Raw genomic sequence first — 14583 nt, 5'->3', positions numbered from 1 at the left:
ACGGATGGTAGTTGCCCCGGAACCGTGCCACACGGGTTTGGCGCTGTATCAATCAGCGACCACGTGGCTCAATTTGACGACCGTCGCCTCAGTGGGAGGACACGCCATGGCACCACAGCGATTCCACGAGCAGTTCGAGCAGATCCAGCGCTCCATGCGCGACGTCCCCCTCGCGATGGGACCGGACGACTCTGCCGAGTTCATCTACGAGAAGGGCTACGTCCTGGTCCGTGACGGCGAGGACGCCCGCGTCGTCGAGGACACCGTACGCGCGCACTTCACCGCCGAGCCCGACCTGGTGCAGGACCATGTGCGCCGGGCGAGCCCGCAGACCAACCGCTCCGGCATCACCCGTATCCAGGTCGGCGACCCCGGGGAGGGCGACCGCGCGGGCGACCGCCCCGTGGCGCACGCCCTGCGCGCCCTGCGGGAGTCGGAGGGCCGGGCCGGGCGCCGGCTGGTCAGTCGCAACCACCTGGTCTCGATCGCCGTCAACTCCTGTCCCGGCGACGAGCCCGCGCCCGTAGCGCTGGCCGACGGACTCAACCCGGCCCTGGCCGAGGGCACTTACGACGCGGAGAGCGCGATCGGCGTCCTGGTCGTCGACACCGGTCTCATGCGCGACTTCCGGTCCTCCCCGCTGCTGGCCCACACCGACGGCGACGCGCAGATCAAGGAGTGCGACGACGACGGCGTGCTCCAGCAGTACGTCGGTCACGGCACGTTCATCGCCGGGCTCGTCGCCGCCGTCGCGCCCAACACGGGCATCACGGTCCGCAACTCCCTGAACGACGCGGGCGCCATCCTGGAGTCGGAGTTCGGCGAGAAGCTCTTCGAGGCCGTCGACGCGGGCGGCTGGCCCGACATCCTCAGCCTCTCCGCCGGCACCTCCAACGGCCGCACCGACGGACTGCTCGGCATCGAGGCCTTCATGCGGGAGCTGCGCGACCAGCGCACCCTGCTCGTCGCCGCGGCCGGCAACAACGGCAGCGCCACACCCTTCTGGCCCGCCGCCTACGCCGATCTGCCCGACTACCAGGACGTCGTGCTGTCGGTCGGCGCGCTGCGCGGCGACGGCGAGTTCGGCGCCTGCTTCAGCAACCACGGCCCCTGGGTGAAGGTCTACGCACCCGGCGAGCGCCTCACCGGCGTCCTCACCGGCTTCGACGCACCGATGCCGTACATCTACCAGCACTCCACCTACGACACCTGCCGCTACGGCTTCGGCTACGCCTGCACCTGCGTGTCCCCGCGCCACACCGGCGTGCTGAGTGAGCAGGGCGGCTCCGCCAAGCCCGACCAGGTGATGTTCGAGGGGCTCGCGCACTGGAGCGGCACCTCGTTCGCCACCCCGCTGGTGGCGGGTCTGATCGCGTCCCACATGAGCGCGCAGCAGGAGAGCGACCCGCGGGTCGCCCGGTACAAGATGCTCGCCGCGAACTCCGGTTACGCGGAGGTGCGGGGGGCGCACGTGGCGGCGCTTCGCCCCGGGACCTGGCGTCCTGTGCCCGTCCTGCCCCCGGCTCCTCGGTCATGAGGGTCGGAACCATCCCCTCCGCGGCGTACGATGACTTGCCGTACACGAGGGGTGGGGCTGTGGACCGTGCAGATGTCGGCGCGTTGGTCCAGTCCGCCGTCGACGGCGACGCGGCGGCCTGGAAGGCGCTCGTGGAAGGGCTGAGCCCACTGGTGTGGTCCGTCGTGCGCGCTCACCGCCTGAGCGACGCCGACGCCCATGAGGTCTACCAGACCGTCTGGTTCCGTTTCGCGCAGCACCTGGGGCGCATCAGGGAACCCGAGAAGGCCGGGTCATGGCTGGCGAGCACCGCACGGCACGAGTGTCTGAAGGTGCTCAAGAGCTTAAGGCGACTGACCGTCACGAGCGATCCGCAGCTGCTCGACCGGGTCAGCGAGGACCGTACGCCCGAACAGTCGGTGCTGGACTCGGAGGAGGCCGCCGCCGAGTCCGAGCGCATCCGCTGGATGTGGCAGGAGTTCGAGGAACTCGGGGAACGCTGCCGCCAGTTGCTGCGGGTGCTGATGGCTTCGCCGCCGCCCAGCTACCAGGAGGTGTCCGCCGCACTGGGCATCGCCGTGGGCAGCATCGGACCGCTGCGGCAGCGCTGCCTGCGCCGGCTGCGGGCCCGACTCGACGCGCGGGGGGCGCAGTGAACGACGACATGCACGACGACGTGACGGGCGAGGGATCCCCCGGCGACGACGGTTTCGACATCGAGCTGCTGGAGGAGGAACTCCGCCAGGCCGCGAGCATTCTGGACCCGGTACCGGCCCAGTTGTGCCAGCTCGCCGTCGAGGCGTTCGCACTGCACGACCTCGACGCCCGGATCGCGGAGCTGACCTTCGACTCCGTCGAGGACGCGATTCCGGTCAGGGGCGCGACCGATGTGCCGCGGATGCTGACCTTCCGCGCGGGCGAGGTGACCGTCGACGTGGAGGTCACCGCGCAGGGGCTGATGGGGCAGGTGCTGCCCCCGCAGCAGGCGCGGATCGAGGTGCTCGGCGGCCCGCAGACGGCCACCCCGGTCGAGGCCGACGCCATGGGTCGCTTCGCCAGCGACGCCCCGCCCAGCGGACCGTTCGCCCTGCGGCTGCGGACCGGCGGGGAGGTCGTCGTCACGGAGTGGCTGCGGGCCTGATCAGCGTGCGGCGGCGTCCACCAGCGCCGCCAACGCCCGCGTGAGCCGGGTGAGTCCGGGACCGACCGGACCGCCCGGCTCCGCCATGTACGTGTCCCGGCGGATCTCGACCATCAGGGCGGAGACGCGGGGCTCGGTGCCGTAGAAGTCCAGTGGCACGTAGGTGCCGCTGAACGGGCTGTCCAGCCCGATCTCCCCGCTCTCGCCGAACGCCTCGCGCGCCGCGGCGAGCAGCTTCGCGGGCGTGTGGAAGGAGTCGGTACCCAGGCAGACCGGGGGCCGCGGGCCCTCGCCGTGCAGCTCGTAGGGAAGCCGTTCGGTCGGGTATGAGTGCACGTCGATGATCACGGCCCGGCCGGTGGCGGCGAGCCGGCCGGCCACGGCGTCCGTCATGGCCCGCGCGTACGGCCCGAAGTACCGCTTGATGAGCGGTTCCGGGTCCGAGTCGGCGGCCCGCAGCTCCGCGAGATGCGTGGTCCGCGTGTACACGGCCCCCATCCCCACGGCGAGCATCTCCTCCCGCTCGTCGGGAAACCGCTCCGGATCGACGACCAGCCGGGCCAGCCGATTCACGAACCGCCACGGCCGGCTCTCCGCCACCCCGGCCGCCGCCTCGGCCAGCTCCGCGGTGTGCGCGTCGACGATGTGATCCAACTCCCGCTCCAGCGCCGGGTCGTCGAGCAGGATCCCGGCACGGACGGCCGGCGGGATCTCCCGCGCGGAGTGCGGCACGTGCAGGATGACGGGGGAGTCCTCGGCGCCGGGGAGGAGTTCGAAGGACGGCGCGGCGAAGGTCATGACGGCTGCTCCCGGGGCGTTGTCAGTGGCGTGGTGCACCATCACAGCATGAGCATCAGCAACGAGCAGGTGATCGCGCACCCGTTCCTCAAGGCGCTGTACAGGGACGACTACTACCCCGACGCGGTGGTGGACCGGGGCAAGGGCATCCTGCTGCGGCTGTGCGAGCGCATCGAGGCCGAGCGGCCCGCCGGCCTGGCCGAGCTGTACGCCCTCACCCACGCGGCCACCGACGAGTTCAACGCCCTCCAGGACGAGTTCTGGGCCGCCGGCAGTGAGATCGAGACCGTGGCCCGCGAGGAGATAGCCGAGGACTTCTGGTTCCTGGCCGGCGCCTACGGTTTCGGGGACGCCGATTCGGAAGAACTGATCGCCACCCGGGACTGGTGACACCGATGACCGTCCACGAGCTCTCGCGGACCGACGCCCGCCGGATCGCCGTGCGCGCCCAACTGCTGGACGCCACCCGGCCGGACGGGCTGCCGGACGTCGTGAGGCGGCTGACCCTGCTCCAGATCGACCCCACCGCCGCCGTCGCGCCCAGCGCCGACCTCGTGGCCTGGAGCCGGCTCGGCGCCTCGGGATACGCACCGGCCGACCTGGCCGCCGCGCTGGCGGACCGGAGGCTGTTGGAGCTGCGGGCGATGATCCGGCCCGCCGAGGATCTCGCGCTGTACCGCGCCGAGATGGCCGAGTGGCCGGAGCGAGGGACGCCGACGTCCTGGAGCGAGTACCACGGCACGTGGGTCGCCGCCAACGACGCCTGCCGCCGGGACATTCTCGACCGGCTCGGCGCGGCGGGCCCGCTGCCCTCCCGCGAACTGCCGGACACCTGCGAGCTGCCGTGGCGGTCCAGCGGCTGGAGCAACAACCGCAATGTCACCAAGCTGCTGGAGCTGATGGTGCAGCGCGGTGAGGTCGCGGTGGCGGGACGAAGCGGCGGCGGGCGGCTCTGGGACCTGGCCGAGCGGGTCTACCCCGACACGCCCGCGATCCCCGTGGCGGAGGCGCTGCGCACCCGGGACGAGCGCCGGTTGCGGGCCCTGGGCATCGCGCGGGCCCGGGGCCCGGAGTGCCAGGTCGAGCCGGCGGACGTGGGGGAGGCGGGTGAGCCGGCCGTCATCGAGGGCGTGCGGGGCAGGTGGCGGGTCGACCCGGCCCGGCTGGGACAGCCGTTCGCCGGACGCGCCGCCCTGCTCTCGCCGTTCGACCGGCTGATCCACGACCGCAGACGGACCACCGAGCTCTTCGCCTTCGACTACCAGCTGGAGATGTACAAGCCGGCCGCCAAGCGCCGCTGGGGGTACTTCGCGCTGCCGGTCCTGTACGGCGACAGTCTGGTGGGCAAGCTCGACGCCACGGCCGATCGCAGGGCCGGGGTGCTGCGGGTCGACGCGGTCCACGAGGACGAGGAGTTCGACAGGGCCGTGACCGAGGCGGTCGGCCGCGAGATCGAGGACCTGGCGCGCTTCCTCGGACTGGAGCTCGTGCTGCCCCGGTAGCCCGTGCACATGGCTCCGCCCCGGCCGGGCGGTGCTCGGCCGGGGCGGAGGTGCGCTCAACAGGCCCTGTCGGGCCTCCGGGCCCCTGTCAGGGGCAGCCGCGTCAGCTCAGGGACGCGAGTGCCTCGTTCCAGGTGGCCGACGGGCGCATCACCGCGGCGGCCTTGGCCGGGTCGGGCTGGTAGTAGCCGCCGATCTCGGCCGGCTTGCCCTGGACGGCGTTCAGCTCGCCGACGATCTTCTCCTCGTTCGCCGTGAGCGACTCGGCGAGCGGCGCGAAGGCCTTCGCCAGCTCGGCGTCGTCGGTCTGCTTGGCCAGCTCCTGCGCCCAGTACGTGGACAGGTAGAAGTGGCTGCCGCGGTTGTCGATGCCGCCGACGCGGCGGGTCGGGGACTTGTCCTCGTTGAGGAAGGTCGCCGTGGCGCGGTCCAGCGTGTCGGCCAGGACCTTCGCGCGGGTGTTGCCCGTCGCGGTCGCGTACTGCTCCAGGGACGGCACCAGCGCGAAGAACTCACCGAGGGAGTCCCAGCGCAGGTAGTCCTCCTTGACCAGCTGCTGGACGTGCTTCGGCGCGGAACCGCCGGCGCCCGTCTCGAACAGGCCGCCGCCCGCCATCAGCGGGACGACCGACAGCATCTTGGCGCTGGTGCCCAGCTCCAGGATCGGGAAGAGGTCGGTGAGGTAGTCACGCAGGACGTTGCCGGTCACCGAGATCGTGTTCTCGCCGCGGCGGATGCGCTCCACCGACAGCTTGGTGGCGTCGACCGGGGCGAGGACGCGGATGTCCAGGCCCTCGGTGTCGTGCTCCGGCAGGTACGCGTTGACCTTGGCGATCAGGTTGGCGTCGTGCGCGCGGGTCTCGTCCAGCCAGAACACGGCCGGGTCGCCGGTGGCGCGGGCGCGGGTGACGGCCAGCTTCACCCAGTCCTTGATCGGCGCGTCCTTGGTCTGGCAGGCGCGGAAGATGTCGCCCTCGGCGACCGGCTGCTCGATGACGACGTTCCCGGCCCGGTCGACCAGACGGACCGTACCGGCCGCCTTGATCTCGAAGGTCTTGTCGTGGGAGCCGTACTCCTCGGCCTTCTGCGCCATCAGGCCGACGTTCGGGACCGACCCCATGGTCGACGGGTCGTAGGCGCCGTTGGCACGGCAGTCGTCGACGACGACCTGGTAGACACCGGCGTACGACGAGTCCGGCAGCACCGCGAGGGTGTCCGCCTCCTCGCCGTCCGGGCCCCACATGTGGCCGGAGGTGCGGATCATGGCCGGCATCGAGGCGTCGACGATCACGTCGGACGGCACGTGCAGGTTGGTGATGCCCTTGTCGGAGTCGACCATCGCCAGGGCCGGGCCCTCGGCGAGCTCCGCGTCGAACGACGCCTTGATCTCGGCGCCCTCGGGCAGGGCCTCCAGGCCCTTGTAGATGCCACCCAGACCGTCGTTCGGGGACAGACCGGCGGCGGCGAGCGCGGCGCCGTACCGCTCGAAGGTCTTCGGGAAGAACGCGCGCACCACGTGACCGAAGATGATCGGGTCGGAGACCTTCATCATCGTCGCCTTGAGGTGCACCGAGAACAGCACGCCCTGGGCCTTGGCCTCGGCGATCTGCGCGGTGAGGAACTCACGCAGCTGGGCCACGTGCAGCACGGACGCGTCGACGACCTCGCCCGCGAGGACCGGTACCGACTCGCGCAGCACCGTGGTCGCGCCGTCCGCGGCGACGTGCTCGATCTTCAGCGCGCCGGCCTCGGAGATCACGACGGACTTCTCGGTGGAGCGGAAGTCGTTCTGGCCCATCGTCGCCACGTTGGTCTTGGACTCGGTGGTCCAGGCGCCCATGCGGTGCGGGTGGGTCTTGGCGTAGTTCTTGACCGAGGCGGGGGCGCGGCGGTCGGAGTTGCCCTCACGCAGGACCGGGTTCACGGCGGAGCCCTTGACCTTGTCGTAGCGGGCCTGGATCTCCCGCTCCTCGTCGGTCTTCGGGTCGTCCGGGTAGTTCGGCAGCGCGTAGCCCTGGCCCTGGAGCTCGGCGACGGCGGCCTTGAGCTGCGGGATCGAGGCCGAGATGTTCGGCAGCTTGATGATGTTCGCGGCCGGCGTCTTGGCGAGCTCGCCGAGCTCGGCGAGGGCGTCCGGGATGCGCTGGTCCTCGGTCAGGTACTCCGGGAACACCGCGATGATGCGGCCGGCCAGCGAGATGTCGCGCGTCTCCACAGCGACACCCGCCTGCGAGGCGTACGCCTGGACCACCGGCAGGAAGGAATACGTCGCCAGGGCCGGGGCCTCGTCAGTGTGCGTATAGATGATGGTCGAGTCAGTCACCGGGTGCTCCGCTCCACGTCTGCAACATTGCTCGACATCAAGATATCTCGTGATCGACCCGTACTCGACAGGGGTCCGCACACCGGTGCGGTATGTCTGCCGAGATTGTGGATCCGCGCAAACGGATGCAGGGCCTCCGTGCAACCGGATCGGCTGATCGAACAGTCATGTAGGGAGATCAACACCGATCCGGAGGCCGGTCCTGACCACCCGGCCGCCCCAGCGAAAGCGGACCATGAGATATCGCAGCAGAGTGACGGCCCCCGCGGCCGCCCTGATCGGCACCGCGGCGGCCCTGGCCGCCGCCCCCTCCGCCCACGCGGCATCGACGCGCACGGGGGCGCCGGCCGCCAAAACTGCCGGCACGCCGGGTCCCGAGACCCTCGGTGACAGCGTCTACCCGGCCCTCGGCAATGACGGCTACCGCGTCTTCGCCTACCACCTCGACTTCTCCTACGACGCCACGACGCGGCTGGTCGACGCCACCGCGACCCTGAAGATCCGCACCACCCAGGCGCTGTCCCGCTTCTCCCTCGACTCCCTCGGCCTCGACATCCGCTCCGTCCGCGTCGGCGGCCGCACGGCGACGTACGAGCAGGTGGACCAGAAGCTGCGCATCACGCCCGCACGGACGCTGCCGAACAAGTCCTGGGTGACCGTGTGCGTCGAGTACTCGGCGGACCCGCGCCGTTTTGCGCAGCCGAACACCGGCTGGGTCGACACGCTGGACGGGTTCGCGGTCGCTTGCCAGCCGAACTGGGCGCACACCGTCTTCCCGTGCAACGACCACCCCTCCGACAAGGCCGACTTCACGTTCCGCATAACCGTCCCCGGCGGCCTGCGCGGCGTGGCCACCGGCCTGCTCGAACGCACCGAGAGCCTCTCCGGCGGCCGTACCGCGTATGCGTACCGCTCCCGCGAGCCCATGGCCACCGAACTGGTGCAGATCACGGTCGGCGACTACGTGATCAAGGAGCGGCAGGGCCCGCACGGCCTCCCGCTGCGCGACGTCGTCCCGGTCGCGCGCGCCGAGGCGCTGGAACCGGCGCTCGCGCTGACGCCGAACCTGGTCGAGTGGCTGGAGGCGCGGCTCGGCGCCTACCCCTTCGAGACGTACGGGCTGCTGCCCTGCAACTCGGACGCCTCGAACGCCTTCGACTTCACCGGCCTGGAGACCCAGACCCTCACCATCTACAAGCCGAACTACCTGCTCCAGGCGGAGCCGAAGATCGGCTCGCACATGATGCACGAGTTGGTCCACTCCTACTTCGGCAACAGCGTCAGCCCCGCCACCTGGGCCGACCTGTGGATCAACGAGGGCCACGCCGACTTCTACGGACTGCTCTACCGCTACGAGCGCGGCTGGCCGGACTCCCTGGGCCTGACCACCATGGAAGCCCGGATGAAGAACACCTACGCCCAGGGCGACCAGTGGCGTCACGACTGGGGGCCGGTCGCCGCGCCGACCCAGGCGAACCTGTTCGAGGGGCAGCGCTACCTGGGCGGCGTGCTGGTCCTGTACGCGCTGCGCAACCTCGTCGGTGAGAGCGCCTTCAACGCCCTGGAGCGGGCCTTCCTCGACCGGTACCGCAACTCCTCCGCGTCGACGGCCGACTACATCGCCGTCGCCTCGGAGGTCTCCGGTCAGGATCTGTCCGGATTCCTCCAGGACTGGCTGTACGGCACGAAGACGCCGCGGATGCCGGGGCACCCGGACTGGACGGTCACGCCGGTGAACCCGGCGCTCGCCGCGCCGCACAGCCGCAGGCGCAGCCGCTCCCACGACAACTCGGCCACCCTGTAGGGACGTCCGGGCAGGTCAGTCGAGGCGGACGGGGGTCACCTCGTCCGCCTCGGCGGGGATGCGCTGCTGCGGGATCGACACCGTGCCCTGCTGGATCGCGACCGTGCGGGTGGGCGCCGGGATGCTGATGCCCTCCCTGCGGTAGCGCCGGTGCAGGCGCTTGATGAACTCGTGCTTGATCCGGTACTGGTCGCTGAACTCGCCGACGCCCAGGATCACCGTGAAGCCGATCCGGGAGTCGCCGAAGGTGTGGAAGCGGATGATCGGCTCGTGGTCCGGGAGGGCACCCTCGACCTCGGCCATCACCTCGCCGATGACCTCGTTCGTCACGCGCTCGACCTGGTCCAGGTCGCTGTCGTAGGCGACGCCGACCTGGACGAGGATCGTCAACTCCTGCTCGGGGCGCATGAAGTTGGTCATGTTCGACTTCGCCAGCTCGCCGTTGGGGATGACGATCAGGTTGTTGGAGAGCGCCCGCACGGTCGTCTGGCGCCAGTTGATGTCCTCGACGTAGCCCTCCTCGCCGCTGCTCAGCCGGATGTAGTCGCCGGGCTGGACGGTCTTGGAGGCGAGGATGTGGATGCCCGCGAAGAGGTTGGCGAGCGTGTCCTGAAGGGCGAGCGCGACCGCCAGACCACCGACGCCCAGGGCGGTGAGCAGGGGCGCTATGGAGATGCCCAGCGTCTGGAGCACCACCAGGAAACCGATGGCCAGGACCAGGATCCGGGTGATGTTCACGAAGATCGTGGCCGAACCGGCGACGCCGGGACGGGACTGCGTGACCGAACGCATCACCCCGGCGATCCCGCGGGCCGCCGCCAGCGTCACGACGAATATGAGCACCACGGTCAGGGTCTGATTGACGTTGTGCTGGACCGTCCTCGTCAGCGGCAGCGCCGCGCCCGCGGAGGCCGCGCCACCGAGGAACGCCGACCACGGCACCACAGTCCGCAGCACGTCCACGATGAGGTCGTCGCCGCTCCAGCGGGTGCGGTCGGCGTGCCCCCGCAGCCAGCGCATCAGCATCCGCAGCAGGAACGCCGCGAGCATGCCCGCGGCCAGCGCGATCCCGGCGATGACCAGGTCGTCCACGGTGAGGGCTCGGTTCACCGGTCACCTCCGGGGAGAAGAACTGCGGCGAATCCATCCGCCGACGGCCGGATGTGAAGTCTCGTCACGTTGTCACCTGCTCGATTTCCGCGATGTGCCGTCGTGCCGGTCACCCATCCCCCGCGACCGGCACGAGGGCTCATCCTGCCGTATCGGGTACACGCGTTCGCCCCGGCGCCGTCGACGGGGCCCGTTTTGGGCATTCTCCCTCGGATTGCCGCTTCCCCGGAGGCCCGAACGGCCGCACGCCGGGGCGCACTCGACGGCCACTTGATGCCATACGTGACGGGAAGCGCCGCGAAGGGGCGCGGGGAACTGCGCGACCAGCCCCCACGAACCCGCACCTCCCGACGGCGCGTCCGCCCCGAGCTCACCGGGCCCTGCGCCCTCGTCACATGTCCGTAAAGGACCCATGCCGCCCAGCGCCGGAGGCGAACCGAGCCGCACCCTCCAAGCTCTCGGCCAGCACACCCACCCCATGCCCGAGTTCCCTGCGCATCGCCGCCGCCTCGTCCAGCCCGTCCTGCTCCAGCACGGAGGCGCGGTCGGAGCGCAGGCACGCCTGCGGGAACCCGGCGATCACGGCGGCCAGTTCCTCCGCCTCGGCGCGGGCGCGTCCGCTCGGCACGACCCGGTTGGCGAGCCCCATCTCGTGGGCCTCGCGGGCGGTGACCGGCCGCCCTGTGAGGATCATGTCCAGCGCGCGGCTCGTGCCGATCAGCCGCGGCAGCCGTACCGTGCCGCCGTCGATCAGCGGCACGCCCCAGCGGCGGCAGAACACCCCGAAGACGGCGTCCTCCTCGGCGACCCGCAGATCGCACCACAGGGCCAGTTCCAGCCCTCCCGCCACCGCGTGCCCGGCGATCGCCGCGACGACCGGCTTCGACAGCCGCAGCCGCGTCGGCCCCATCGGACCGTCGCCCTCCTCGGCCACCCGGTTGCCCCGCTCGGTGCCGAGCGCCTTGAGGTCGGCGCCCGCGCAGAAGGTGCCGCCCTCACCCCACAGCACCGCCACCCTGGCCTCTTCGTCCGCGTCGAACTCCCGGAAGGCGTCGACGAGTTCGGCGGACGTCGGCCCGTCGACCGCGTTGCGGACCTCGGGGCGGGAGAGGACGACGGTGGTGACGTGTCCCTTGCGCTCGACACGGACCGGCATGGCGGGGCCCTCCTCAGGTCGGACCTCGTACGTTACTCAGCGGTCACTTGGCCTTCCAGTGGAAGCGCCGCTCAGATGACCTTGAAGCGCACCAGCGCCCCCAGCGTCAGCGCCCCGGGCAGCAGCGGCAGCCACACCGTGATGATCCGGTACGCCAGCACCACCGCGGTCGCCACCGCGACCGGGCCGCCGGCCGCCACCAGCGCCACGATCAGTGCCGCCTCGACGGAGCCGAGGCCGCCGGGAGTCGGCACGAGGGCGACGGCCACGGTCGCCGCGAGATACGCGAGGGCCATGTGCGCCGGCGGCACGTCCAGGCCCAGTGCCATCCCGACCAGCACCAGCCCGGCCGCCTGGAGCGCCGGAAAGGCGATCGAGCCGCCCCACAGCGCCAGCGCGCGGGAGGGGCGGGTGTGCACCGAGCGCGCCTCGCCCAGCGCGGTGCGCAGGAACGACAGCACGGCGGTGCGCAGCCTCCGGACCAGAGCGAAGAGGGCGACGATCACGACCACCACCGCGCCGATGACCAGCAGCAGCGGACCCCACGCCCCGTCGGGCAGCAGCGGCCCCAGCTGGAGCGCGTGCGGGAAGGCGATGAGCAGCGCGGCCAGCAGGCCGACCCGGGCCACGCTCTCCGCCAGCAGATACAGCGCCAGCGCGGCCGAGGAGCGCGCGAGCGGCAGCCCGCACACCGTCATGAAGCGCAGGTTCACCGCGCTCGCACCCAGCCCGGTGGGCAACAGATGGTTGGCCGAGCCCGCCGCGAACTGCGTGACGAGCAGCCGCAGCTTGGGCAGCCGGTCGACCACGGCACCCTGCCGGGTCACCGCGGCCGCCACCCACGTCAGGCAGGTGGCGCCGGCCGCGGCGAGGAGCCACGGCCACTTTGCCGTCGCCAGATGGCCGATGCCCTCCGCGAGCACGGTCCGGTGCTGCACCGCGACCAGGACGACCAGGGCGATGGGTAGCAGGACCAGTATCTGGCGGATCGGGACGCGCCGGAGCAGGCGTCCCGCGTGGAGTCGTACTGCGGTCACATCGGGAGAGGTTTTCCGTGCCGCGACAACGGCGGGTTGCGGAAGCGGAGACGGCGTCTTACGGACCGGCTGCGGACGGACACCGATCTCCGCGAAGTCGGCGATATTGACCTCAACGTCGCTTGAGGTCCTACGTTTCCTCCCATGAGCATGGAGACCACAGCCTGGACGCAGCTGCACAGCGTCATGACCGCGGAGCGGGAGCGTCGCCCGTTCGCCCGCGCCACGCTGCGCCGCATCGGCGCCTTCGCCCGCCCGCACCGCCGCAGGATCGCGCTCTTCGTCGTGCTGGGGGTGATGACCGCACTGCTCGCCGTCGCGACCCCCGTCCTGGCCGGACACATCGTCGACGCGATCGTGACGCGGGGCGACGAGCGCACCGTCGTCCGCCTCGCCCTGCTGATCGCCCTGATCGCGGTCGCCGAGGCGGCGCTCGGGATCCTCGCGCGGCGCCTGTCGGCGGCCCTCGGCGAGGGTCTCATCCTCGATCTGCGGACGGCTGTGTTCGATCATGTGCAGCGCATGCCGGTCGCGTTCTTCACACGTACTCGTACGGGGGCGCTGGTCTCCCGTCTCAACAACGACGTGATCGGCGCCCAGCGCGCCTTCAGCAACACCCTGTCCGGCGTGGTCAGCAACCTCGTCACGCTGGTGCTCACCCTCGCCGTCATGTTCACCCTGTCCTGGCAGATCACCCTGCTCGCCCTCGTCCTGCTCCCGGTGTTCGTGATCCCGGCCCGGCGCATGGGACACCGCATGGCCGGGATGCAGCGGGAGGCGGCCGCGCTCAACGCGGCGATGGGCACCCGTATGACGGAGCGCTTCTCGGCCCCCGGCGCCACGCTGGTCAAGCTCTTCGGGCGCCCGCGGGAGGAGTCGGAGGAGTTCGCGGACCGGGCCCGGCGTGTCGCGGACATCGGCGTGCGGACGGCCACCGCCCAGTCGGTGTTCATCACCGCGCTCACGCTGGTGTCCGCCCTGGCCCTCGCCCTGGTCTACGGCCTCGGCGGCTGGTTCGCCCTGCGCGGCACCCTGGAGCCGGGCGACGTCGTCGCGCTGGCGCTGCTGCTGACCCGCATGTACGCGCCGCTCACCGCACTCGCCGGTGCCCGCGTCGAGGTCATGAGCGCCCTCGTCAGCTTCGAGCGCGTCTTCGAGGTGCTCGACCTGAGGCCCCTCATCGAGGAGAAAGCGGACGCCAGGAAGGTCCCCGAGGGCCCGGTGGCGGTGGAGTTCGACAACGTCCGCTTCGGCTACCCGTCCGCCGACAAGGTCTCCCTCGCCTCCCTTGAGGAGGTGGCCACCCTCGACACGCGCGGCGGCGCCGAGGTGCTGCACGGTATCTCCTTCCGCGCCGAACCCGGGCAGACCGTCGCCCTCGTCGGCTCGTCCGGCGCCGGCAAGTCGACCGTCGCCCAACTCCTGCCGCGGCTCTACGACGTGGACGAGGGAGCCGTACGCGTCGGTGGGGTCGACGTCCGCGACCTGAGCGCCGAGTCCCTGCGCGACACGCTCGGCATGGTCACCCAGGACGGCCACCTCTTCCACGACACCGTCCGCGCCAACCTGCTGCTCGCCCGGCCCGCGGCGACCGAAGCCGAACTCTGGGACGCCCTGTACCGATCGCGCCTCGACGAACTCGTACGGTCCCTGCCCGACGGCCTCGACACCGTGGTCGGCGAGCGCGGCTACCGGCTCTCCGGCGGTGAGCGCCAGCGCATGACCATCGCCCGGCTGCTGCTGGCAGGCCAGCGCGTCGTCATCCTCGACGAGGCCACCGCCCACCTCGACAACACCTCGGAGGCCGCCGTCCAGGAGGCGCTCGCCGAGGCCCTGGAGGGCAGGACGGCGGTCGTGATCGCGCACCGGCTTTCGACCGTGCGGGCGGCGGACCTGATCCTGGTGGTCGAGGCCGGCCGGATCGTCGAACGCGGCACGCACGAGGAGCTGCTGGCGGCCGAGGGACGTTATGCGGAGCTGTACCGCACCCAGTTCGAGGAGCGGCCCGGCGGGATCACGGAGGTCGAGGTGGTGGCGTAGAGGGCGGCGCGGCCGGCGACCGAGGGGGCGGAATCGGCCAAGGTCGTCGGCCGTACCCATCAGGAACACACAAACATCGACAGCCTCATTGCTTCCCCTGTGTTCTCAACCTAATGTGCGTTGGGTTTCCGAACAGCACCGCACATGATCTGACGC

Annotated in this window: 12 protein-coding genes; 7 read left to right on the top strand and 5 right to left on the bottom strand. The window is 71.2% G+C overall.

Annotated features, from left to right (window positions below; genetic code table 11):
• Positions 1 to 106: 106 nt before the first annotated feature.
• The 3 genes from CP983_RS05095 to CP983_RS05085 are packed head-to-tail and all read left to right on the top strand — an operon-like array spanning position 107 to position 2657.
• A complete protein-coding gene (locus CP983_RS05095) occupies positions 107 to 1537 on the top strand; it encodes a S8/S53 family peptidase (protein ID WP_150498678.1) in 1431 nt (476 codons plus the stop codon).
• Positions 1538 to 1596: 59 nt separating this feature from the next.
• A complete protein-coding gene (locus CP983_RS05090; RefSeq protein ID WP_107908559.1) occupies positions 1597 to 2172 on the top strand; it encodes an RNA polymerase sigma factor in 576 nt (191 codons plus the stop codon).
• A complete protein-coding gene (locus CP983_RS05085; protein ID WP_189748453.1) occupies positions 2169 to 2657 on the top strand; it encodes a hypothetical protein in 489 nt (162 codons plus the stop codon). The genes CP983_RS05090 and CP983_RS05085 overlap by 4 nt, the downstream gene beginning before the upstream one ends.
• On the opposite strand, the gene CP983_RS05080 is transcribed toward CP983_RS05085, so the two are convergent.
• Positions 2658 to 3455, bottom strand: coding sequence for an N-formylglutamate amidohydrolase (locus CP983_RS05080; RefSeq protein ID WP_150498677.1), 798 nt, complete (start codon positions 3453 to 3455; stop codon positions 2658 to 2660). It abuts the gene before it with no gap.
• Positions 3456 to 3503: 48 nt separating this feature from the next.
• On the opposite strand from CP983_RS05080, the gene CP983_RS05075 reads away from it, so the two are divergent.
• Together CP983_RS05075 and CP983_RS05070 are read left to right on the top strand one after the other, a co-directional pair.
• Positions 3504 to 3845: a DUF5713 family protein gene (locus tag CP983_RS05075; protein ID WP_125526010.1), complete on the top strand. Its 342-nt coding sequence runs from the start codon at positions 3504 to 3506 to the stop codon at positions 3843 to 3845.
• 5 nt (positions 3846 to 3850) lie between these two features.
• Positions 3851 to 4957, top strand: coding sequence for a DNA glycosylase AlkZ-like family protein (locus CP983_RS05070; RefSeq protein ID WP_150498676.1), 1107 nt, complete (start codon positions 3851 to 3853; stop codon positions 4955 to 4957).
• 103 nt (positions 4958 to 5060) lie between these two features.
• Here the strand turns inward: CP983_RS05070 and CP983_RS05065 are convergent, their stop codons facing one another.
• Complete coding sequence (locus tag CP983_RS05065; RefSeq protein WP_150498675.1) at positions 5061 to 7280, bottom strand: NADP-dependent isocitrate dehydrogenase; 2220 nt, start codon at positions 7278 to 7280, stop codon at positions 5061 to 5063.
• Between the two features lie 235 nt (positions 7281 to 7515).
• Here CP983_RS05065 and CP983_RS05060 point away from each other — a divergent pair, with 235 nt between their 5' ends.
• Entirely contained in the window at positions 7516 to 9084 is a 1569-nt protein-coding gene (locus CP983_RS05060; RefSeq protein ID WP_150498674.1) for a M1 family metallopeptidase, read from the top strand.
• A 15-nt stretch (positions 9085 to 9099) separates the two neighbouring features.
• On the opposite strand, the gene CP983_RS05055 is transcribed toward CP983_RS05060, so the two are convergent.
• The 3 genes from CP983_RS05055 to CP983_RS05045 all read right to left on the bottom strand — a co-directional run bounded on the left by CP983_RS05055 (position 9100) and on the right by CP983_RS05045 (position 12387).
• Positions 9100 to 10194, bottom strand: coding sequence for a mechanosensitive ion channel family protein (locus tag CP983_RS05055; protein ID WP_150498673.1), 1095 nt, complete (start codon positions 10192 to 10194; stop codon positions 9100 to 9102).
• A 391-nt stretch (positions 10195 to 10585) separates the two neighbouring features.
• Positions 10586 to 11350, bottom strand: a complete 765-nt coding sequence (locus tag CP983_RS05050; protein ID WP_150498672.1) for a crotonase/enoyl-CoA hydratase family protein — start codon at positions 11348 to 11350, stop codon at positions 10586 to 10588.
• Positions 11351 to 11421: 71 nt separating this feature from the next.
• Positions 11422 to 12387 (bottom strand): lysylphosphatidylglycerol synthase transmembrane domain-containing protein, encoded by a 966-nt coding sequence (locus CP983_RS05045; protein WP_176574451.1) that lies wholly within the window; start codon positions 12385 to 12387, stop codon positions 11422 to 11424.
• A gap of 150 nt (positions 12388 to 12537) precedes the next feature.
• Between CP983_RS05045 and CP983_RS05040 the strand changes: the two genes are divergently transcribed.
• Positions 12538 to 14427: an ABC transporter ATP-binding protein gene (locus tag CP983_RS05040; RefSeq protein ID WP_150506399.1), complete on the top strand. Its 1890-nt coding sequence runs from the start codon at positions 12538 to 12540 to the stop codon at positions 14425 to 14427.
• Positions 14428 to 14583: the final 156 nt, after the last annotated feature.

Origin of the sequence: Streptomyces chartreusis, assembly GCF_008704715.1 — a bacterium.
Lineage (GTDB): Bacteria > Actinomycetota > Actinomycetes > Streptomycetales > Streptomycetaceae > Streptomyces > Streptomyces chartreusis.
This window is presented reverse-complemented; position numbering and strand designations above follow the sequence as displayed.